General features: G+C 64.7%; 18 protein-coding genes and 2 tRNA genes. 11 read left to right on the top strand and 9 right to left on the bottom strand.

All coding sequences use genetic code 11. The annotated features are described in order from the left end of the window. Window positions 1-7: 7 nt before the first annotated feature. The 3 genes from H8F24_RS13285 to H8F24_RS13275 all read left to right on the top strand — a co-directional run bounded on the left by H8F24_RS13285 (window position 8) and on the right by H8F24_RS13275 (window position 1,940). On the top strand, window positions 8-349 hold the full coding sequence (locus H8F24_RS13285) for a phasin family protein (RefSeq protein WP_197154534.1): 342 nt from the start codon (window positions 8-10) through the stop codon (window positions 347-349). A gap of 78 nt (window positions 350-427) precedes the next feature. Further along, the gene (locus H8F24_RS13280; protein ID WP_197154532.1) at window positions 428-1,141 is read left to right on the top strand and encodes an FKBP-type peptidyl-prolyl cis-trans isomerase; all 714 of its coding nucleotides are present in this window, start codon (window positions 428-430) and stop codon (window positions 1,139-1,141) included. A gap of 199 nt (window positions 1,142-1,340) precedes the next feature. Beyond that, window positions 1,341-1,940 carry a superoxide dismutase gene (locus H8F24_RS13275; protein WP_197154530.1) on the top strand — a complete coding sequence of 200 codons (600 nt, stop codon included), beginning with the start codon at window positions 1,341-1,343 and terminating at the stop codon, window positions 1,938-1,940. A 248-nt stretch (window positions 1,941-2,188) separates the two neighbouring features. Here the strand turns inward: H8F24_RS13275 and queA are convergent, their stop codons facing one another. From queA to lipB, 6 genes are all read right to left on the bottom strand, one after another. Beyond that, entirely contained in the window at window positions 2,189-3,280 is a 1,092-nt protein-coding gene (gene queA, locus H8F24_RS13270) for a tRNA preQ1(34) S-adenosylmethionine ribosyltransferase-isomerase QueA (RefSeq protein ID WP_197172344.1), read from the bottom strand. Between the two features lie 50 nt (window positions 3,281-3,330). Then, entirely contained in the window at window positions 3,331-5,178 is a 1,848-nt protein-coding gene (locus H8F24_RS13265) for an APC family permease (RefSeq protein ID WP_197169921.1), read from the bottom strand. A gap of 11 nt (window positions 5,179-5,189) precedes the next feature. After that, window positions 5,190-6,593 carry a dihydrolipoamide acetyltransferase family protein gene (locus H8F24_RS13260; protein WP_197169920.1) on the bottom strand — a complete coding sequence of 468 codons (1,404 nt, stop codon included), beginning with the start codon at window positions 6,591-6,593 and terminating at the stop codon, window positions 5,190-5,192. 51 nt (window positions 6,594-6,644) lie between these two features. Continuing rightward, window positions 6,645-7,088, bottom strand: coding sequence for a YlqD family protein (locus H8F24_RS13255; protein WP_197154524.1), 444 nt, complete (start codon window positions 7,086-7,088; stop codon window positions 6,645-6,647). 102 nt (window positions 7,089-7,190) lie between these two features. Continuing rightward, window positions 7,191-9,182 carry an AMP-binding protein gene (locus tag H8F24_RS13250; protein WP_197169919.1) on the bottom strand — a complete coding sequence of 664 codons (1,992 nt, stop codon included), beginning with the start codon at window positions 9,180-9,182 and terminating at the stop codon, window positions 7,191-7,193. 30 nt (window positions 9,183-9,212) lie between these two features. Then, window positions 9,213-9,908 carry a lipoyl(octanoyl) transferase LipB gene (lipB, locus tag H8F24_RS13245; RefSeq protein ID WP_231597829.1) on the bottom strand — a complete coding sequence of 232 codons (696 nt, stop codon included), beginning with the start codon at window positions 9,906-9,908 and terminating at the stop codon, window positions 9,213-9,215. A 51-nt stretch (window positions 9,909-9,959) separates the two neighbouring features. On the opposite strand from lipB, the gene hpf reads away from it, so the two are divergent. The 5 genes from hpf to H8F24_RS13215 all read left to right on the top strand — a co-directional run bounded on the left by hpf (window position 9,960) and on the right by H8F24_RS13215 (window position 14,861). Next, window positions 9,960-10,550 (top strand): ribosome hibernation-promoting factor, HPF/YfiA family, encoded by a 591-nt coding sequence (gene hpf / locus H8F24_RS13240; protein ID WP_197154518.1) that lies wholly within the window; start codon window positions 9,960-9,962, stop codon window positions 10,548-10,550. Window positions 10,551-10,630: 80 nt separating this feature from the next. After that, window positions 10,631-11,320, top strand: coding sequence for a deoxyribose-phosphate aldolase (deoC, locus tag H8F24_RS13235; protein ID WP_197169917.1), 690 nt, complete (start codon window positions 10,631-10,633; stop codon window positions 11,318-11,320). Further along, the gene (gene recO / locus H8F24_RS13230) at window positions 11,301-12,095 is read left to right on the top strand and encodes a DNA repair protein RecO (RefSeq protein ID WP_197169916.1); all 795 of its coding nucleotides are present in this window, start codon (window positions 11,301-11,303) and stop codon (window positions 12,093-12,095) included. The genes deoC and recO overlap by 20 nt, the downstream gene beginning before the upstream one ends. After that, window positions 12,092-13,486, top strand: coding sequence for an MFS transporter (locus H8F24_RS13225; protein WP_197169915.1), 1,395 nt, complete (start codon window positions 12,092-12,094; stop codon window positions 13,484-13,486). Before recO ends, H8F24_RS13225 begins: the two co-directional genes overlap by 4 nt. Before the next feature lie 82 nt (window positions 13,487-13,568). After that, on the top strand, window positions 13,569-14,861 hold the full coding sequence (locus tag H8F24_RS13215; RefSeq protein ID WP_231597828.1) for a glycosyltransferase family 4 protein: 1,293 nt from the start codon (window positions 13,569-13,571) through the stop codon (window positions 14,859-14,861). 74 nt (window positions 14,862-14,935) lie between these two features. Here H8F24_RS13215 and H8F24_RS13210 read toward each other — a convergent pair. Together H8F24_RS13210 and H8F24_RS13205 are read right to left on the bottom strand one after the other, a co-directional pair. Next, window positions 14,936-15,007: transfer RNA gene (locus tag H8F24_RS13210), tRNA-Thr, on the bottom strand. Between the two features lie 10 nt (window positions 15,008-15,017). Next, window positions 15,018-15,099, bottom strand: a tRNA-Tyr gene (locus tag H8F24_RS13205). A 109-nt stretch (window positions 15,100-15,208) separates the two neighbouring features. Here H8F24_RS13205 and aroQ point away from each other — a divergent pair. From aroQ to H8F24_RS13190, 3 genes are all read left to right on the top strand, one after another. Further along, window positions 15,209-15,652 carry a type II 3-dehydroquinate dehydratase gene (gene aroQ, locus H8F24_RS13200; RefSeq protein ID WP_197154497.1) on the top strand — a complete coding sequence of 148 codons (444 nt, stop codon included), beginning with the start codon at window positions 15,209-15,211 and terminating at the stop codon, window positions 15,650-15,652. Continuing rightward, window positions 15,649-16,347 carry a tRNA-(ms[2]io[6]A)-hydroxylase gene (locus H8F24_RS13195; RefSeq protein ID WP_197169914.1) on the top strand — a complete coding sequence of 233 codons (699 nt, stop codon included), beginning with the start codon at window positions 15,649-15,651 and terminating at the stop codon, window positions 16,345-16,347. Before aroQ ends, H8F24_RS13195 begins: the two co-directional genes overlap by 4 nt. 454 nt (window positions 16,348-16,801) lie before the next feature. Continuing rightward, on the top strand, window positions 16,802-17,683 hold the full coding sequence (locus tag H8F24_RS13190; protein ID WP_197169913.1) for an HEXXH motif-containing putative peptide modification protein: 882 nt from the start codon (window positions 16,802-16,804) through the stop codon (window positions 17,681-17,683). On the opposite strand, the gene H8F24_RS13185 is transcribed toward H8F24_RS13190, so the two are convergent. Beyond that, the gene (locus H8F24_RS13185) at window positions 17,657-19,525 is read right to left on the bottom strand and encodes a hypothetical protein (protein WP_197169912.1); all 1,869 of its coding nucleotides are present in this window, start codon (window positions 19,523-19,525) and stop codon (window positions 17,657-17,659) included. The genes H8F24_RS13190 and H8F24_RS13185 overlap by 27 nt on opposite strands. Between the last annotated feature and the right edge of the window lie 1,063 nt (window positions 19,526-20,588).

Below are 20,588 nucleotides of genomic sequence, written 5' to 3'. Positions count from 1 at the left end.
CCGATCCATGGACCAGGGCAACCTGCTGCAGATGCTGCTGTTGCGCGGCCTCGGCACCACATCGCTGGTGGGAGACCGGCTGCGCCTGGTGAGTCAGGACTGGGTCCGCAGCGGTCGGCTCGATCCCGGCCAGGCCTCCGCGTTGGTGGAGGACGTGCTCAAGGCCCTGCGCGGCGAAACTCCGGAGCTGGAGCAACAGGCGGAGCGGCAGCTGGAGCGCAACCGCGATCAATTGCTTGAGGATCTGGGCCTGGCACGGCAGCGGGAGCTGGATGAGCTGCGGGGACGCATCGACCGGCTGGAGCAGGCCCTGCGGCAGCGCCAGATCAGTGCCGACACCCCAGACTGAGCCAGCCGGCACCGCCCGGGGGCGAACGGTTCAGGAGGCAGAATCGGCGCAGCCCACCTGTTCCTTGCCAGCTGCCCCATGCGCGACATCCTGATCAGCTCGGCGGTGTTCGTGGCCTGCCTGATGGTGGCCTTCGTGAGCCAGCTGGTGGCCCCCTCCACCGTGATCGGCGCGGCCAGTGCCGAGTCTTCCGTGGCCGAAGCATCAGCCAGTCCGGCAGTGGCCGTGACCAACGCGGCAGCAGCCAGCACCGGTCTGGCGGCTCAGGCCCTCAACGCCCCAGAGGTGAGCCGGACCGCTCGGGCCGTTGTGCAGGCACCGCTGGAACTCGACCCCAACGATCCCAACCCCACCCTGTTTGCCATGGCTTCTGATTCGCCGATCTCCAGCTCCTCCGATGCGGCCCTGGCCCAGGGAGCGTCTTCCCTCGGAGGTCCCATGGACGCTGCCAAGGAGCGGGTCACCCCCAGTGGCCTGCGCATCACCGACCTGGTGATCGGTGATGGCCCCGAGGCTCAGAGCGGTCAGACGGTCGTGGTCAACTACCGCGGCACCCTGGAAAGCGGCAAGGAGTTCGACTCCAGCTACGGTCGCGGCCCCTTCTCCTTTCCCCTCGGCGCCGGCCGGGTGATCCGCGGCTGGGACGAAGGCGTGGCCGGCATGCAGGTGGGTGGCAAGCGCAAGCTGGTGATTCCCGCTGATCTGGCCTACGGCGAACGGGGCGCCGGTGGTGTGATTCCCCCCAACGCCACCCTGATCTTCGAGGTGGAACTGCTGCGGATCGGCAGCTGAGGCCTTGGTTGCTGGACACTGAACGCCAAGGCCTTTGCCGGAGAGGCGCCTGACATCGAAAACCTGTAGCAATCGTTAGGATGCCTCTGACAAGGCTCCATCGAGCCTGAATCCCGTCCTGCCCTGGCGGCACCGAGCCCACAACTGACCGGCCCGGCCCTCCTGCGGCAGGCTTTTCCCAAGCCCTTTCCCTTCCCCCATGGCTCACACGCTGCCCGCGCTGCCCTATGGACTCGATGCGCTCGAGCCCCATATCAGCAGCCGGACCCTGGAGTTTCACCACGGCAAGCACCACAATGCCTACGTCACCAACCTCAACAACCTGGTGGCCGGCACTGATCTGGAAGGCAAGAGCCTGGACGACGTGATCACGGCCGTGGCCGGTGATGCCAGCAAGGCCGGTGTGTTCAACAACGCCGCCCAGGTGTGGAACCACAGCTTCTACTGGCAGTGCATGAAGCCCGGCGGTGGCGGTGCTCCCAGCGGCGCCCTGGCCGACAAGATCGCCGCTGATTTCGGCAGCTTCGAGGCCTTTGTCGAGGCCTTCAAGGCTGCCGGCGCCACCCAGTTCGGCAGTGGCTGGGCCTGGCTGGTGCTGGATGGCGGCACCCTCAAGGTGACCAAGACCGCCAATGCCGATCTGCCCCTGGCCCACGGTCAGAAGGCGCTGCTGACCATGGACGTGTGGGAGCACGCCTACTACCTCGATTATCAGAACCGTCGCCCTGATTACATCACCACCTTCCTCGACAAGCTGGTGAATTGGGACTTCGTGGCGGCCAACCTGGCAGCGGCCTGATCCCTCTTCCCGAGAAAACTTGGCCGAAGGAAATTCAGCGAAAGTTTTCCCGACTCAAGACTATTTTGCTAAAACGATTGCTGCGAAAGCAGTCTTCAGTGAGCCCCCGAGTCTTTCGGGGGCTTTTTTGTTGGCTCAGTCTGTTTTCAGTTCAGTCTCTGCCTTGATCCAACCAAGCTGTGTTGGCTGTGCCTCAAGGCTTTCCATGTCTTGATTCGTCGTGCGTCTGACCTTGAGTGCCGCCTCGATCAGACCTTGAGCACCGCCTCCGGCGGAATCCACATGGCGTCGCCATAGGAAAAGAAGCGATAGTTCTGTTCAATCGCCTCGCCATACAGATCCAGCAACCGCTGCCGGCCGATCAAGGCACTCACCAGCAGCAGCAGCGAACTCCTGGGCAGATGGAAATTGGTGAGCAGACCCTCCACCACCGCGAAGCGGAAACCGGGTTGGATCACCAGGTTCACCGGGCCGGCATGGGGACGGAGCTCGCCGCCATGCAGGGCGGCCACCCCCTCGAGGCTGCGCACGCTGGTGGTGCCCACGGCGATCACCCGCCCGCCGCGCTCGCGGCAGGCCCGCACCGCCTCCACCAATTCCGGGCTCACCTCCACCCATTCGCTGTGCAGTTCCAGCTGGCTGAGGTCTTCGTCTTCCAGGGGCCGGAAGGTGCCCAGCCCCACATGCAGGGTCACGGTGGCTCGCTGCACGCCGCGGCTCTCCAATGCAGCCAGCAACTCATCGCTGAGGTGCAGACCCGCCGTTGGGGCCGCCACGGCACCGGGCCGTGCCGCGTAGCGGGTCTGGTAGCGCTCGTTATCGCTGGCGTCGTGTTCGTGGATGTAGGGCGGCAGTGGGATCGCGCCGTAGGCCAGCAGCAGCGGCTCGAGGCCGGCGGCATCGGTGCACTCCGGCGGAAACTGCACGATGCGGCCACCGGTGTCGGGATCGCTGTCCAGCACCTCCACAGCCAGGGGCGGCTGCCCTTCGGCCAGCAGCTCCAGCTGGTCACCGGGGCGCAGGCGCTTGGCCGGACGGGCCAGGCAGAGCCAGCGGGCCTCCCCCCGCGGTTCGAGCACCAGCAGTTCCACGGCGCCGCCGCTGCCGGCCCGGCGGGCCTGCAGCCGCGCCCGCAGCACCCGGGTGTCATTCACCACCAGCAGATCACCGGGCCGCAGCTCCTCCTGCAGATCCCAGACCGTGCGGTGGCGACAGCCCGCATCGGCTTCCACTGCCAGCAGGCGGGCCGCATGGCGGGGCTCCACGGGGCGCTGGGCAATGCGCTCGGGCGGCAGCTCGAACCCATAGCTGGACAGGGCGCGATCTTCGGGACCTCCCAGGGGGGACACCGCAGAACGAGAGGAGAGGGGCTGCAACCGCCGATCGGGAATCAGGCCGGCAAGTAATAGCGCACCACGGTGAAGACTCGGTTGTGCTGGGCATCGAGCGCCTGGCGCATGTTGATGGCGCGCTGGTTGAGCAGCAGGCTGTCGAAGCGGTAGCGGGGAATCGCCATCGGCATCACGATCGTGAGGCTGGAGGCGGGGTAGCGGTTCTCCTCGGCTTCCACCACGGCCACAAAGGGTTGGATCAGGGAGGCAAAGGGGCTGTCCACCAGCCGCAGTTCCACCTGGGGTTCGTCCCCCACCAGGCGCAGCCAGTCGGCCTGGATGGCGGCTGGATCATCGTCTTCCGAAAGCACCCACACCGCCACCACCTGATCAGAGACCCGGGCGGCGTAGTGGAGGGCATCGAGGCTGGGGCGGCTGAATCCGGTGAGCCAGACGATGCTGCGGTTCCCGATCGGTTCATGGCGTTGCGGCAGCCGCACCGGCTGGACCTGATCGGGCTGCACGGCGATTTCGGCGTAGACCCGCCGGTAGCGCCGCCGGATCCGGGCCAGCAGCGCCACCAGCAGCGGGATGGCGATGACCACGGTCCAGGCTCCTTCGCTGAACTTGCTCAGCACGATCACCACCAGCACCACGCAGGTGGTGATGGCCCCCAGGGCATTCATCAGCAGCCGGCCGTGCCAGCCGGGGCCGCGCTGGCGCCACCACAGCACCACCATGCCCGTCTGGGACAGGGTGAAGGCCATGAACACCCCCAGGGCATAGAGGTTCACCGCCACGGTGGTGTCTCCCCGGCAGACCACGATGATCACGGCGGTGGCCAGCACCAGGGTGGTGATGCCGTTCTGGAACACCAGCCGATCCCCCAGCCAGCCCATCTGACGGGGCAGGAAGCGGTCCTGGGCGAGCATCGCGGCCAGGCGTGGGAAGCCGGCGAAGGCGGTGTTGGCCGCCAGCACCAGGATCAGCAGGGTGGTGATCTGCAGAGCCCAGAGCAGTGGACTGCCGGCCCCGAACACCCGCAGGCCGATCTGGGCCAGCACGGTGCGATTCGGATCGGGGGCCACGCCGTAGAGGAAGCCGAGGCCGCTCACGCAGAAGAACATCGCGGCGAGCATCAGCCCCATCACCAGCATCGTGGCCCGCGCCCGGGTCGCCGCCGGCTGGCGGAACAGCTTCACCCCGTTGGCGATCGCCTCGATGCCGGTCATGGCGGAACAACCGGAACTGAAGGCCCGCAGGATCAGAAACAGCCCCAGCGGCTCCACCGCCTGAATCAGCGGGGGGGGATCGGGCTGGAAGCCATGGTGAAACACCAGGTCCTGCAGTCCGCCGAGGGCCAGAAGCGCCACCATCAGCACAAACGCGTAGGTGGGGAGAGCGAAGGCCTGTCCCGCCTCCCGGACACCACGCAGGTTCGCCCAGCCCACCAGCAGCAGCAGCAGCAAGGCGAAGGCCACCTCGTGGCGCAGCAGGCCCGGCAGCAGTGAGGAGAGCGCCTGGGTTCCCGCCATCAGGCTCACCGCCGCCGTGAGGGTGTAATCCACCAGCAGGGAGGCGGCCGCCACCAGGCTGGCGGCGGTGCCCAGGTTCTCGCGGGCCACCACGTAGGAGCCGCCACCCTGGGGGTAGGCCTCGATCGTCTGGCGGAAGGAGAAGACCACCACGGCGATCAGGGCGATGATCGCCAGGGTGATCGGCAGCGACAGCTCCAGGGCGCGGCTGCCGGCCAGGATCAGAACCCCCAGAGCGGCCTCGGTGGCATAGGCCACGGAGGAGAGGGCATCGGACGACAGGATCGGCAGGGCTTCGTAGCTGGGCAGCCGTTCAGCTTCCGCCTCGCTGCGTGGCAAAGGCTGGCCGAACAGCCGCCGGATCAGGTCCATGGAGCCATCGCTCAGAAGGCCAGGTTTTCGGGGTTGGTCTCGATCAGCTGGGCCAGGTCCTTGAGGAAGGCGGCGGCGTGGGCGCCATAGATGGTGCGGTGATCACAGGTGAGGTTCACCTGCATCTGGTTCTTCACACGGATCGCGCCATCCTTGCCGGCCACCACCGTGGGACGCGACGCCGCCACAGCCAGGATGGCGCCGGTGCCGGGGGGAAGGATCGCGTCGAAGCGATCCACTCCGAACATGCCCAGGTTGGAGAGGGTGAAGGTGCCGGTGCTGTATTCCTCCGGCTTGAGCTGCTTGGTGCGGGAGCGGGCCACCAGATCGGCCCAGTTGCGGGCGAGAGAATAGAGGTCGGTCTTGTCGGCGGAGGCCAGCACCGGGGTGATCAGGCCGCCGTCTTCCATGGCCACGGCCACGGCCACATTCACGGAGCCGGGGTAGGTCATGCCGGCCTCGGTGGTGGCGGCATTCACCTGGGGATGGCGGGCCAGCACCACACCCACGGCCTTGGCCAGCAGGGCCGTCATGGTGACGCCCTTGCTCTTCACCTGCTTGTAGAAGGCATCGAGCCTGTCGGTGGTGATCGTGTAGCCCACCCGGAAACAGGGCACCTCCAGGCTGGCCAGCATGTTGCGGTTCACCGCCTGCTGGAGGGTGTTGAAGGCCACGCTCTCACCGGGTCGGCCAAAGGCCTGTCCCGCCGGGGCGGGGGCTGCAGCGGGGGCTGCGCCAGCACCATTGCCGGCGGCAGAGCCTGCCGAGGCCACGCTCACCGCGGCGGCCGATCCCTCGGCAACCCGGGGCACACTCACCGGCTGACCGGTGGCGGCCAGCACGTCGTCGGCCTGGATGCGGCCATGGGGACCGCTGCCGCGCAGGCTCTCAAGCGCCACACCCAGCTGACTGGCCAATTTTCGGGCGCGGGGGCTGGCCACAACGCGGCCATCGGCGGCCGCCGCGGAGGAGGAAGCCAGCTGGGAGATCGCAGCGGCAGGAGCAGGAGCCGCCACAGGTGCGGGGGTCGCTGGGGCCACAGCGGCAGGGGCGGCCGGCACGGAAGGGGCTGCTGAGACGGAAGGCGGCGCAGCGGCAGGGGCCGGGGCTGCGGGCGCCGCTGCTGCGGCGGGAGCGGCAGGAGCCTTCGCTGCCGCTTCCGCGATCTCCGCCTCGGATTCCACGATCAGGCCGATGGTCTCGCCCACCGGCGCTGTGCCACCCGCTGGCATCAGCACGGCGGCCAGGAAGCCTTCGTTGAAGGATTCCACGTCCATGTCCGCCTTGTCGGACTCGACCACGAGCACCGACTCGCCGCGCTCGACCCGATCACCGGGTTTCTTGAGCCACTCCACGATCTTGCCCTCCGTCATGGTGGAGCTGAGGGCAGGCATGAAGATGTCGTGGGTGGCCAAAGTCCGCCGCGCGTTTCGCGGATTTTACGAGTCGCGCGGGGAGCCAGCGGTTCAGACGCCTTCGATGGCCTCGATCACGCCATCGCGCACCAGCACGGAGGCCTGCAGACGCTCCACCAGGTTGTCGCCCACCTGCACATCACAGAAGCTTTCGAGCTGGCCCTGCTCGACGATCTGCTCCATCTCCAGGTCACGCACCTGGCGCTGCTGCTCCAGAATCTGTCGCTTCTGTTCTTCCAGTTCCGCCCGTTTCTGCCCCACCTGCTGCTGCACCGAGCCCACCTGCTCCTGGACGCGGGGATCGAGCGGATTGAGGCTCTGGCGGCGGATCTCATCGATCAGCTGCTGGCCTTCCTGCTCCAGCTGGGCCAGCTGCTGATCGCTCATCTGCACGGCGTTGCTGAGCTCGCGCTCGGCGTCCTCCTTCCAGCGGGGCGTGACCACGGCGCGCACCGTGATCGTGCGCTTGATCGAGAGGCTGGGGCCGTTGGCCATGGGCGAGCAAAAGCAGCGTCCACCCTCTCAGCCCCGGCATCCAAGGTCAACGCCGGTTCGCCGCACTGTTAGGCCGCAGGCTGAGCGGCTGGGCTCGCGACGTCAGCCTGCGTAGATCGCCTCGATCGCCGCGCCATCGCGCTCCGCGATGCGGTCGCGCCGTTGTTTGAGGGTCTGGGTGAGCAGGCCGTTGTCGAGCGTGAAGGGGGCCACCAGTGCCACCCCCGCCAGGCGCTCATCGGGCCTTGAGCCTGGCCGCGCCGCCAGAACTCGGTTGAACTCACTCTTGAGAGCCCGCAGCAGCGCTGGATCGACCGGCTCCAGTGGGGTGTCCGGATCCAGGTTGAGCGGGGGCAGGCCCGCCGCCGCGGCAAAGGCGGCCAGGGCCTCCCGGCGCGGAACCACCAGGGCCCCCAGCTGGCGACGATCCTGTCCCACCAGCATCACCTGCTCCACCAGCGCACTCTCCACCAGGGCCTCCTCCAGGGGGCCGGGTTCGATGTTCTCGCCGCTGCTGAGCACGATCGTGTCCTTGGCGCGGCCGGTGAGCACCAGACAGCCATCGGCCAGTAACCGCCCCAGATCGCCGGTATCGAACCAGCCCTCGGCATCGAGCACCTTGGCGGTGGCGTCCGGTTTGCCGAAGTAGCCGCCCATCACCTGCGGCCCGCGGGCCAGCACCCGGCCGCGTTCGCCGAGGCGCAGCAGGGCGCCGCTCTCGGGATCGACGATCCGCAGGGCCGTTCCAGGCAGGGGCTGGCCGGAGCTGCCGCGGCGGTTGAGCCAGGGTCGCCGGCAGGTGAGCACCGGACTGGTCTCGGTGAGGCCGTAACCCACCAGCAGCTCGATTCCGATCACCTCGAAGAAGCCATCCACATGCAGAGCCAGAGCACCGCCGCCACTGATGGCGGTGCGGAGCTGTCCGCCGGCCAGCTGCTGGCGCACCTTCGGCCAGAACAGGGTGTCCGCCAGCCGCTGCAGGGGCCAGCGCAGCCCGACCTCCAGGGCGGCGCTCACGCGGCGCAGCGGCGGCTCCGGTTCCAGGGTGCGATCGAGCGCCTGACGGCGACAGAGGCAGTAGCGGCGGCCGTTCGCCAGGGCCAGGTTCAGCAGGCGCCGGCGTGAGGCGGGCATGGCAGCAAGGGCATCCTCAAACCCAGACAGGAGGGCCTCCCAGAGGCGCGGCACGCTGATCAGGTACTGGGGCCGCACCACCTGCAGGTCCTGGCGCAGATGGCGCAGGGTTGTGTAGGTCTGGCGGCAGCCGCAGGAGAGCAGGAAGTATTCGGCGCTGCGCTCGTAGGCATGCCAGATCGGCAGCACACTCAGCACCCGATCGCCGGGGCTGGGGGCCACCGCCACCCCGAGGTGGCGCAGCTGATGCAGCAGATTGGCGTGGCTGAGCGGCACCCCCTTGGGCTGGCCGGTAGTGCCCGAGGTGTAGAGGAGGGTGGCGAGACGCTGTTCGCCCCCGGCCGGGGGTGTTGGGGGCGGCGCCTGGGCTCCGCGATCCAGAAAGTCCTCCCAGGACAGACAGGGCGGCGCCCCATCGCCGGCCACACCGCCGTGCGCTTGGTCATCAAGGGCCTGGCTGCTGGAGGCTTTGCCACAGAGCAGCACCACAAAGCGCAGCCTGGCCAGTCGTTCCGGGCCGAGATCGAGGCTCTGCAGCAGCGCTGCCGACTCCACCACCAATCCCTTGGCACCGCAGTCGTCGAGGATGTAGCGCAGCTCTTCGGCTGGCGCCGAGCTGCCGCGCACCGCATCGGCAGCGCCGGCGCGCATCAGCCCCTGATCGGCCAGGAGCCAGCGGGGGCCGTTCTCCGCAAACAGCGCCACCACATCGCCGGGTTTCACCCCCAGGGCGGCAAATCCAGCGGCCGCCGTCTCGATGCCGCGGCGCAGCTGGCGATAGCTCAGGCGTTCAGCGGGATCGGCGTGGGGGGCCTCCAGGGCCAGGGCCTCGCCATACAAAGAGTCGAGGGCCGGCCACAGCTCCTCGAGGCCGCGCAGATGGCTCCAGTCGGTGCGGGATTCCAGGGCCTGCCGGTCCTGTTCACTGCCGCTCCAGTGGATCTCGGCGGGCGCAACCATGGTGGAAACGACGGGCGTTGGCGCCCACGATTACCACCCCTGCAGCGCTTCTGCCGGGAGTGGAGGCCGCAGCTGCAGATCGAACACCTCGGCAAAGGCCGCGATCAGCAGGGGTTGCACCGCGGCGACCGTGAGCGGGGGAATCCAGTCGCACAGGCGCCCCACCGGTCGATCGCTCAGGCCGCAGGGCACGATCGCCCCGTACCCCTCCAGGGGCCCGTCCACATTCAGGGCCAGGCCGTGCTGGCTGATCCAGCGCCGGGCCCCCACTCCGATCGCCGCCACCTTGCGCCCGTCCAGCCACACCCCCGTAAGCCCCTCCAGCCGTTCGCCCCGCAATCCCAGGCGGGCCAGCACCCGGAGCACCACCTCCTCCAGCTGCCGCAGGTACTGGTGCAGATCGGCCCCGTGGCGCTGCAGGTTGAGCACCGGATAGAGCACCAGCTGGCCGGGCGCATGGTGGGTCACCTCACCGCCCCGATCGATGCGATAGGTGGGCAGGGGCGGATCGGCCGGGTCGAACCGCAGGAAGGCCGGATCGGCGCCGCGGCCGAGGGTGTAGCAGGGGAGATGCTGGACCAGCAGCACGGCATCGGGGCCGTCGGGATCCTGCAGCAGGCGGGCCTGCAGTTGCTGCTGCCATTGCCAAGCCTGCAGAAACGGCACCGGATCGGCCGTTGCAGCGGCGGTTTCAAAAAGGATTGCGTCGTTCCGGATCTGGGGCACTGGCTTTCGTAGCGTTGGAGCAAGCCGAGAAACCGGAGGCGGTCCAAGCTCATGAAACTCCTGATTCATGGCCGCAATCTTGATGTCACCCCGGCCATCCGGGAATACACCGAAGCCAAGCTGACCCGCGCCATCAACCACTTTGAGGGAATGGTGAAGGAGGCGGACGTGCATCTGTCCGTTGCCCGCAACCCGCGCGTCCCCCAGCAGACCGCCGAGGTGACGATGTATGCCAACGGCACGGTGATCCGCGCCCAGGAGCGCAGCGAAAACCTCTATGCCAGCATCGATCTGGTGGCCAGCAAGCTGAGCCGCCAGCTGCATCGGTTCATGGACCGGCAGCATGACCATCACCACAGCTCCGGTCACCGGGCCAGCACCACCCCCGGCACCGAAGAGATCGTGGGCGAGCTCTCGGTCGATCACTCCCTCACCGAAGGCCGGGAACCGGAGCTGCCTGCTCCCGCTGTGCGGCGCAAGTACTTCGCCATGCCGCCGATGAAGCTGGACGATGCCCTGCATCAGCTGGAGATGATCGACCACGACTTCTACGTGTTCCGCGATGCCGACGATGGCCAGATTCAGGTGGTCTATCGCCGCAACCACGGCGGCTTTGGTGTGATTCAGCCCAGAGACGCCTGATCGACCCTGAGCTGAGCAACCCCCCACCTGAGCGAATCCACGGCCGGCATCTGCCGGTCGTTCCACCGGTGAAATCGGCCATGGCCCGCGATCGCTCCAGCCTGCGCGAGCAGCCCGACCTTGCTCCCCTGATCGACCACGCCCTGCTCGACCCGTTGCAGGGCGTGGCTGCAGTGCAGCGCTGCTGCGAGGAAGCGCGCCATTTCGGCTTTGCCGGCGTCTGCCTGGCCTCACGCTGGGTGGCGGCGGCCCGCGAGCACCTGCCGATCGGAGGGCCGGTGAAGCTGATCTCGGTGGTGGGCTTTCCCTTCGGTGCCGTGCCAGCGGCCATCAAGCGAGCCGAGGCGGAAGCCGCCGCCGCCGCCGGGGCGGATGAGCTCGATGTGGTGCCCGATTTCGGTGCCCTGATCGACCGGGACAGCGGCAGCCTGCACGATGATCTGGCCGCGATCGCGGAGCTGGGCCTGCCGATCAAGGTGATTCTCGAGGTGGGCCGTCTGGAGCCGGAGGCGCTGGAGCTGCTGGTGGAGGTGAGCCTGGATGCCGGTGCCCGCTTCCTCAAGACCGGCAGTGGCTTCGGTCCGCCCGTGACCACAGACCAGGTGGGTCGGCTGCGGGACCTGGCCCGCGGCCGGGCCGCGGTGAAGGCCTCCGGTGGCATCACGGATCTGGAGCAGGCTCGGGCCTTGGTGGAGGCCGGCGCCGCCCGACTGGGAACGAGCCGTGGCGTGGCCCTGATGCAGGCGCAGCGTGCCGGATCGCCGTCTTGAAGGCCTGGCCCTGAGTGCCCGCCCCCTGGGCGAACACGATCGCCTGCTGACCCTGATCAGTGAGGAGGAGGGCCTCTGCCGGCTGGCGGTGCCCGGTGGCCGTCGGCCCCGCAGTCGGCTGGCGGCCGCGGTTCCCCTGGCCCACCTGACCCTGCAGGTGAGCGGAGGCCGGGGGCTGCAGCGGGTGCGGCAGCTGGAGGTGCTGCACAACTACACCCTGCTGGGGGAACGGCTCGAGACCCTGGCCGCCGCCCAGTCGCTGCTGGAGCTGGCCTCCCTGCTGGTGCCTGAGCACCTGCCGGTGCCCGGTCTGCTGGGGGATCTGCTGATGCAGCTGGGCCGTCTGGAAGAGGTGGTGCGGCAGCACTCCCCCAATCCCGAGGCTATGGCCATCGCGGTGCAGGGCAGTGTCCATCTGCTGGCCCTGGGGGGCTACGGCCTGCCCCTGCAGCACTGCGCCCGCAGCGGTGCAGCCTTGCAACCGCCCGTGGGCAACTGGGAGTGGCGCTGCAGCCTGCTGCCGGGCGAAGGCCTGGTGGTGGGGGCGCTGCCGGGCGCCCGGGTAGTGCTCAATGCTTCGGAAGTCGCCCTGCTGCAGCGTCTGCCCCGACCCCAGCTGCCCCGCCGCCGCGATGGAACCCTGCTCGGCCCCGAGCCGGTGTGGCTGCACCTGCTGGCGCTGCTGGAGATCTGGTGCGGCGAACACCTCAGCCGCCGACCGCGGGCCTGGCGCCTGCTGCGTCGGGACGGGCCAGACGGCCCTGGGGCAACATGAAGCCGCATGACACGACCCGCAGCGCCAGCGTGAGCGCCCCCAACGTTCCAGGAGCTGGCGGCCGCGCCACCGGACTGCAGGCCGTGCTGGCGCTGCCGGGCTTCCGGCGCCTGTGGATCGGCCAGGTCTTTTCGCAGCTGGCCGACAAGTTCTACATCGTGCTGATGGTGTTCCTGATCGCCCAGTACTGGGTCACGGACACCCCCGGCACCAATCCGGCGCTGGCGGAGGCCGCGGCGGTGATGCGCATGGACGTGGAGACCCGCGCCCAGGTGATCACTCTGCTGGCCACCGGCATCTACGTGGCCAACACGATTCCGGCCATGGTGCTGGGCACCGTGGCCGGTGTCTGGGCGGATCGCTGGCCGAAACGGCGGGTGATGGTGGCCTCCAACGGCCTTCGGGCCGCCCTGGTGCTGCTGGCGCCGCTCTGCCTGATCCCCGGGCCGGTCTGGTTCGGCCTCAGCTGGGGGTACTGGGGGCTGGTGGCCATGACCTTCCTGGAATCGGTGCTGACCCAGTTCTTCGCGCCGGCGGAACAGGCCGTGATCCCGCTGCTGGTGCCCGGCCCGCTGCTGCTGGCGGCCAATTCTCTGTATCAGGCCACCAGCATGGCCGCCACGATCCTGGGCTTTGCCCTCGGCGATCCGATCCTGCGGCTGCTGCGCAGCGGCCTGGCCCAGTTCGGCATTCGGGGGGGGGAATTTCTGCTGCTGCCTCTGTGCTACGGGCTGGCGGCGGTGGCGATCAGCACCATCCAGCTGCAGGAGAAACCCCAGCTGGATCGACAGACCACGGTGTGGCAGGAAATCGGCGATGGCCTGCAGGTGCTGCGGGCCCGACCGAGCGTGCGCACCGCCATGGTGCATCTGGTGCTGCTCTACAGCTTGCTGGCGGCCCTCTACGTGCTGGCCATCAGCCTGGCCTCGGGGGTGGAGGGGCTGGGCCCCACCCGGTTCGGTGTTCTGCTGGCCATGAGCGGCGTGGGCCTGGCGGTGGGGGCCCTGGCCATGGCGCAGCTGGGCCATGGGATCAACCGGCGGGTGCTGGCCTCCACCGGCCTGGGCACGATCGCCTGGTGCCTGGTGCTGCTGGGCCAGCTGCGCGGCAGCCTGGTCTTCACCCTGCTGCTCTGTGGCCTGCTGGGGGTGGGCGCGGCGCTGCTGGCGATCCCCGCCCAGACCACGATCCAGGAGGACACGCCCGAGGCCCAACGGGGCAAGGTGTTCGGTCTGCAGAACAACCTGATCAACATCGCCCTGAGCCTGCCCCTGGTCCTGGCGGGCACGGTGGTGAGTCGCTACGGCCTGCTGCCGGTGCTGTGGGGACTGGCCGCCATCGCCCTGCTGGCCGCCGTGGTGGAGCAGCCCTGGCGCGCCGAAGGCCGCTGAGCCTGAGCGCCCCCTGGCAGCCGAGCCCTGAGGCAGCCCGATGAACGCTGCTAGCGTCAACCCCTGCTGTTGCAGGTGATCGGTGGCACATATTGCCTGGCTTGGCAAGAAATCACCGTTCTGCGGCAACGTCACCTACGGGCTCACCACCACCTATGCCCTGCGGCAGCGGGGGCATGGCATCAGCTTCATCCACTTCGACACCCCGGCCACGGGCCTGAGCCTGCCTGAGTTCGGCAGTGCTTCCCGCAACCGCATGGCCAATGAGAGGGCGCGCAAGGCAAGCGCCGCGCTGCAGTCAGGCGGGCCGGCGACAGGCGGGGGGGGGAACGTTGCCCTGGTCCAGACCAACCCGACGGTGACCCTGGCAGAGGAGAACCCGGAGGTCGCTCTGCCCTACCTGATGAAGTCGCAGGTGTACACCATCCCCTCGCTGGGGGCCCAGCGAGCCCTGCGGGAATCCCTGGAGCGCCTGCGTCCCGACGTGGTGCACGCCAGTCTCACCCTCTCGCCGCTGGATTTCCTGCTGCCCGATCTCTGCCAGCAGCTGGATCTGCCGCTGGTGGCCACCTTCCATCCCGCCTTTGACGCCAGCCTGCGCAATCTGGCCGGAGGCACGCAGCAGCTCACCTATCAGCTGTATGCCCCGTCGCTGGCCCGCTACGACCGGGTGATCGTGTTCTCGGAGCTGCAGGCCGAGGTGCTGATCCGGCTGGGGGTGCGGCGCGAACGGCTGGCCGTGATTCCCAATGGCGTCGACACAGCCACGTGGCGGCCTGCTTCGGTGTCACCGAGTCCGGAGCTGGCGGCCCTGCAACAACGCTTCGCCGGCCGCCGTGTCTTCCTCTACATGGGCCGGGTGGCCACCGAGAAGAACGTCGAGGCTCTGCTGCGGGCCTGGCGCCTCGTGCGGCCCCGCGGCTGCGTGCTGGTGATCGTGGGGGATGGTCCCGTGCGGGCTGCTCTGCAGGGCAGCAGCAGTGACCCTGATGTGGTGTGGTGGGGTTTCGAGCCCAGCCTGGAGCGCCGGGTGGCCCTGCAGCAGCTGGCGGAGGTGTTTCTGCTGCCCTCCCTGGTGGAGGGCCTCTCCCTGGCCTTGCTGGAGGCCATGGCCAGCGGCACGGCCTGCGTGGCCACCGATGCCGGCGCCGATGGCGAGGTGCTGGCGGAGGGCGCCGGCATCGTGATCAGCACCCAGGGCGTCACCACCCAGCTGCGTACCCTGTTGCCGGTGCTGCGGGATCAGCCCGTGCTGACCCAGGAGCTGGGGCGCCGGGCCCGGGTGCGGGCCATGGAGCGCTACACCCTGGCCGCCAACATCGACAGCCTGGAACAGCTCTATGGCGAACTCTGCCACCATTCCCAGGTGGCCTGATCTGAAAACAGCGATACCCGTCTGAACAGGTCAGAAAAACAACTTCGTCCGTCTTTCGGGAAACGAAACATCAAAGCCCTTGACGAGACTTGAACTCGTGACCTCTCCCTTACCAAGGGAGTGCTCTACCGCTGAGCTACAAGGGCGTGTGGTGGATGGGCCGGGTTGGATTTGAACCAACGTAGGCAGAGCCAGCGGATTTACAGTCCGCCCCCATTAACCACTCGGGCACCGACCCGAACCACACCCCAAGAACTTACCAGCCGGCCTGCCGCCCCCACCGGAGGCCGCGGTCCAGTCCGCCCGGGCCCGATACGATCGAGTCCCATCCAGTGGTGGAACTCTCGGTGCGAGTGCTGGTGCTCCATGGCCCGAACCTCAACCTGCTGGGCAGCCGCGAACCAGGCCTCTACGGCACCCGCAGCCTCGAGCAGATCAATGCATCCCTGCAGGATCAGGCGGTCGCCCTCGGGGTGGAGCTCGACTGCTACCAGAGCAACCATGAGGGAGCCCTGGTGGATCGGATCCAGGCCGCTCGCGACGACACTGACGGAATTCTGATCAACGCCGGGGCTTACACCCATACCTCGATCGCCTTACGGGATGCCCTGCTCGCTGTGGCCCTTCCCTTCGTGGAACTGCACCTGAGCAACACCCATGCCCGAGAGCCCTTCCGCCACCACTCGCACCTGGCCGATCGGGCCGTTGGAGTGATCTGCGGTTTCGGCCACACCAGCTACCGGCTCGCCCTGGAAGGGCTGGTGGATCACCTTCGTCTGACTCAAGCATGACCGTCACCGCTCCATCGGAGTTCACCCGTGTGAAGTGGCTGGCAAGGCCCAGCAGTGACAGCTGGCTTGAGAAAGCGCTGTCCCACCCGGATCTGCTGCTGATCGACCATGCCCACTGCGAGCGCAAAGCAGCCGGCGCGGCCTTGCAACTGATGTTCCGCTATCCCTCAGACACCGAGCTTGCCGCCGTGCTGAGCCCCCTGATTCAAGAGGAATTGCAGCACTTCGACCGTGTCCTGGCCCTGCTTCAACGGCGTGGCATCAGCTTGCGGGCGTTGCCGGCCCCCCCCTATGGAGCCTCTCTCGCCCAGGAAATTCGCCGGCAGGAACCCGAACGCATGCTCGATAGCTTCCTGGTGGCCGGACTGATTGAGGCCCGCAGCCACGAGCGCATGGGGCTGCTCGCCAGCCACACTCCGGATCCTGAACTGTGTGAGCTCTACAGCGATCTGCTGGCAAGCGAAGCCAGACACTTCGGCCTCTACTGGCTGCTGAGCGAACAGCGCTTCGGAAGACCGTTGACAGTGGCAAGACTGGAACATCTGGCCGACCGCGAAACTCAGATTCTCAGCGGAACACCAGCTTCGAGCGTTGAGATTCGCTTTCACTCGGCAGGCATTCAAGAGGACTTCAAGCCCGGCCAAGCGTCACAGGCAGCAGGACAGGTTGACACCAACTGGCAACTCCCCACATAATCTGAAAACCCTGGAACTTTCCCCATGAGCTCCCTTCAGCTTGACATGGCCAGACTCCATGGCTTTCGCCTGGCTTCTCGCAGCTGTGCCATGACGTCCAGCGAGCCAACCGATTCGCCTCTCTGCCTCAGTTCTGCCATCGGAGCAAAGATCGGCGAAAAGGGACCGATATGGCCAACTCCAACCCCAACGCCGTCTTGACTTAACCCCGGTTGACAACGGGATTCGCTTCCCAGGCCAACAAGTCCAGGCACTAAACAAGAACGCCAGAAGCCATAGAGTTGATCCGAGCCTACATGCGCTTAAAGTACAAAAGCGCCTGTAGGCCTCTGCATTCATGTGTTTTCACTTTCTACCTGACGCTTCTCGCGCCCTCAATATCGACCGAGCATTTAGGCGCAGCCTGGCAGACAGCCTTGTCTATCTTTCAGACGTGTGCGCAGAGCATCTGAAAGTGGACCCATCTTCCATTGATGGACTGGTTAATGGACTGAAACAAGGACTTCGGCTTGGACCTGTTCCATTCGGCTTATATAGCCAGCTCGTGCTCAAGTTGTCTGAAGGAGATCAAGAGGGAGCAACAACAATCTGGAACCGACTGGCGGCCTCCCACTCGCCACTTGAATCCATGCAGGTCATCGGATTGGATGATCCCTCTCTGGCTCCTGATCTCAGCATGTATGCCGCATTGATGGGCACGGGAGGCACGGATGATCTTTCCATCCAACCGCCCGATCACGAAAGAGTGCCGAGCTTTCTGCATGATCTCCATGCCGCGCTGCAACTTTTAGACCGAGTCAGCCCTGATCTTTCTGGCGAAATTGCTGCTCTCGTCACCCAGCTAGTGATGGTGAGTGGAAACCCCAACGATTCGTACATTTTTGATGGAGGCTCTTGCTACATGCTTTGGGGGGCGCTCTTCATTAATATCGAACGACAAAGGTCCATCGTAGAACTATTGGAAGTATTGGTTCATGAAGCCGCACATTTACTATTGTATGGCTTCACAATTGAAGAGCCGCTGACAACCAACTCGGATCAGGATCTTTACCCATCTCCACTCAGGAGAGACCCTCGTCCGATGGATGGCATCTTTCACGCCACTTGGGTATCAGCCCGCATGTATTTTGCCATGGACACCCTTCTTCAATCCAACCTCCTGGATGCTGATAGTTGTGCCAAAGCGCAGAAGGCCAAAGCCGAGAATCGTCACAACTTTGACAATGGTATGGGGGTTATTCAGGAGCACGGTATGCTAACAATGACTGGGCGTGCTCTCCTGGAGAGTGCAGCACAGGCTGTTCATCCCTCACTCAGACTCATCAACAATGGGTGAATCCAACTTCGGCCGCATCCAACTGAGCAACGTTTTCCATGATCGGTCGTTTGGCGACGGTTGCCAATCCCCCACGATCTGAAGATGATCGGGCTGGTCGAATGGCAAACCCGTCAAGAATAAGTCTTGATCGGAAACCACCACGATGAGGGCGCCAACATTCTTGCGGCAAAGCAAAGCATGACATCGATCAAACAATCCATGCGCCATCAGGTGCAGCTCGCGACCTGAGCAATCGACGCTGCGCTGATGATCTGTCACCCAACAAGGAAAACCTGAGGAGTTGTACTCCTGCTGTTTCTGAAAAGCCTTATCCCAGGCGGCACTTCTGCCAACAAAGACCTCAATTGGGATTCGTCCATTAGTGGGAAAGTGGCTGGCGAAGACTTTCTCCAGCAACTGTGGGCTATCAGGAGACTGGGGAGAATGATTAACCTCGTTAATCGCCGCACCGTTTCGATACCAGGGTTCTGAGATATCAGTTGTAATCAGATCTATTCCAGCATTGCTCAGATCGAAAAGTTTTGCAGCCTCAATGGCCAGAGAAACATTGTCAGGATGGATCAATTGATCGACGTCCTCCACCACACCGCCCCAAGCTGGTGCATTGAAAGGCCTCAGAGGAGCCCAGTCATCCTTGGCAGGTACTGAATCAAGCGTGAGACCATGGGCCGCGAGGCACCCTACAGCAACATCATCGCAAGGAAATGGCTTCAACCGCTTCCAAGGAGGCAAGGCTTGTTGCTCAGCATTGGCGCGGTCAATCAATTCTTTCACAGTGAGGCTGCCATCACCCCGAACGGATTTGGGTCGACGTCGCCAGGCGCTGATGAGCTGGCCATCACAAACATGAAGACGATGACAGAGGCCGGAGATCTGACGTTCCAACAACAAGCGGGTCGAAAAATGGCGTGCCTCCTGCCAGGCACGTTTCAGCTGACCAGGTTCTCGAATATTGATCGTGACGCCTTCCCCTCGATCGCGATCGGCTGGCTTGAGCACGACAGGCCATCCAAGCTCCCTGGCGGCAACCAAAGCAGCTGCTTCAGAATCAATCGTCCGCTGGACAGGAACAGGAAGACCCGCCGCACTCAGAACTCGAATGGTTGAAGCTTTATTGTGGCTGAGTATAGCCCCAATACTTGAATCCTTATCAATACCACCGCCACGAATCCTGCGGCACTGGGAGCCCCATCCCAACGAATAGACCCCCTCTCCAAGATGCCGAAACGGAATTCGCTGATTATAAGCATAAGAAAGCAAGGGATATGTAGACCTTCCTCGTGGAATCATCCCTTGCATCTGGTCAATATGTTGACATTTAAGCCTGGATTGAAGCTTGGCAATTTCGTCGCTGTCCGGCTTGGTTTTTGCCATGAAAGAGACGATGCGAGCTGCGCGAAAGTAGCACTCGTAATAGACGTCTTCAGGGAAATGGTCAAGAACGGCAGTGGTTGCTCGAATGTTCCACAAACCTGACTGGGAATGATCTTTGCGAACGTGATGAATCACTCCTGGATGGAACACGGGAACTTCCAACATCTGAAGCAGCACCTTGCCGAGCTCAAGAATGTGCCAGGCAGCTCGATCCAAACTGGCCCCTTGTTTGGATGCACTGAACTTCGACTTCGTTTTCAGAGTAGTAGGCTGAACATCGAAGGCGTCTCGCAGCCAGTGTTCAAGGGTGGACAGCGTCTTCACAGGATGGTCGAGAAGAGACTGCGGGGCTTTCCACTGGAGCACGATGAGCCTGCTGGGCTGATCAAACCCATCGAGATGGCCATGGAGCCCGGACGGCGCCGTGCCACGAAGGATTACCCCTGTCATGCTTGACGCAACCAACCCCACTTCAGGCCAATTGAAAGCCCTGGCAGTTTAATGCTGCAGTGCATGGGCTCAATCACCACTATCGGGAACCACTTGTTTTCTAACGGTAATCGTGCTCTGTCCCGCCAAGAGTTATCTACGCCATCGCGGGGCTGGGCAGGTCGGCAGTCTTCCATCAAGAATAAAGATGCAAATCAGATAGAATGATAGGAGCTATGGTAACGCCCCTTTGACATCCGATGGGAACCAGACTCAGTCTCATGAAATCAGAAGTCAACTGGTGAGTTTCTGTTACGTGGTGAGCCATCCGAATGGAGATCCATTCGATACTGGAAAACGCTCTTCGCAACGGGGAAGTCCAATCCGGCCAGGATCAACTCAGCTGGAATCAGGAGACAGTCACGGTTTGGAGCGATCGATTGATTGACAAGCGAGGGAGATAGTCCGAAAATTGGTCAGCCTCTTCTGGGTTCTGATGCAGCCTCTTCAACTTGATCATGTCAAACTTCATGGCTTCCGCCTTCTGGCTCGCCCTAGTCATCAGGGAGAATCTGTCAAGCTGAACAATCAGGCGATCGCCATCGCTGCCAAGATTGGAGCCAAGGTTGGGTTAAAGGGTCCTGGTCCTGGTCCTGGTCCGATTCAGCCTGGTCAAAATTGATGGATGAGCCTGGGGTATCAGCACCCCGAAGCGAAAACCAGTCTTGACTCAGACAATCAGCCCGCCTGCTAAGACTGGATTTCGAGACAAAATCATGGCTTTAGCCTATCGTTGACAATCACCGATAGGCTTTTTTGTGTTTAACCACCATTCACCTGATGCCTATTTCCCACAAATAGAAGTTCACACACAATAATTCTGTCAACATACAAACTCCATCCACTGCCTAGCCGGGCACGATGTCAACCAAAGATCAACTGTGCCTTGTTATTCCTTTTGTCGATCGCGAAGCAGATTCCAGCCAATCCTCCGCTGTGGCGAATTCTCACTGGCCCTTCAAGCCGTCGATTGATCCAATCTGCTTTCTATATATTTTGGGCACGAATGGCTGAGCATCAACATTGCCTAAGCCGTTAC

This window comes from Synechococcus sp. CBW1002, assembly GCF_015840915.1.
Classification (GTDB): domain Bacteria; phylum Cyanobacteriota; class Cyanobacteriia; order PCC-6307; family Cyanobiaceae; genus CBW1002.
Note: the sequence above shows the minus strand (reverse complement) of the source record. Positions and strands in the feature narration are given on the sequence as shown.

Excerpts from the sequence above, each read along its gene's own strand:
- hpf (WP_197154518.1), top strand. The coding sequence starts at position 9,960 with ATGAAACTCCTGATTCATGGCCGCAATCTTGATGTCACCCCGGCCATC.
- H8F24_RS13280 (WP_197154532.1), top strand. The coding sequence starts at position 428 with ATGCGCGACATCCTGATCAGCTCGGCGGTGTTCGTGGCCTGCCTGATG.
- H8F24_RS13265 (WP_197169921.1), bottom strand. The coding sequence starts at position 5,178 with ATGGACCTGATCCGGCGGCTGTTCGGCCAGCCTTTGCCACGCAGCGAG.
- H8F24_RS13255 (WP_197154524.1), bottom strand. The coding sequence starts at position 7,088 with ATGGCCAACGGCCCCAGCCTCTCGATCAAGCGCACGATCACGGTGCGC.
- H8F24_RS13225 (WP_197169915.1), top strand. The coding sequence starts at position 12,092 with ATGAAGCCGCATGACACGACCCGCAGCGCCAGCGTGAGCGCCCCCAAC.
- H8F24_RS13275 (WP_197154530.1), top strand. The coding sequence starts at position 1,341 with ATGGCTCACACGCTGCCCGCGCTGCCCTATGGACTCGATGCGCTCGAG.
- H8F24_RS13250 (WP_197169919.1), bottom strand. The coding sequence starts at position 9,182 with ATGGTTGCGCCCGCCGAGATCCACTGGAGCGGCAGTGAACAGGACCGG.
- H8F24_RS13195 (WP_197169914.1), top strand. The coding sequence starts at position 15,649 with ATGACCGTCACCGCTCCATCGGAGTTCACCCGTGTGAAGTGGCTGGCA.
- deoC (WP_197169917.1), top strand. The coding sequence starts at position 10,631 with ATGGCCCGCGATCGCTCCAGCCTGCGCGAGCAGCCCGACCTTGCTCCC.
- H8F24_RS13285 (WP_197154534.1), top strand. The coding sequence starts at position 8 with ATGGACCAGGGCAACCTGCTGCAGATGCTGCTGTTGCGCGGCCTCGGC.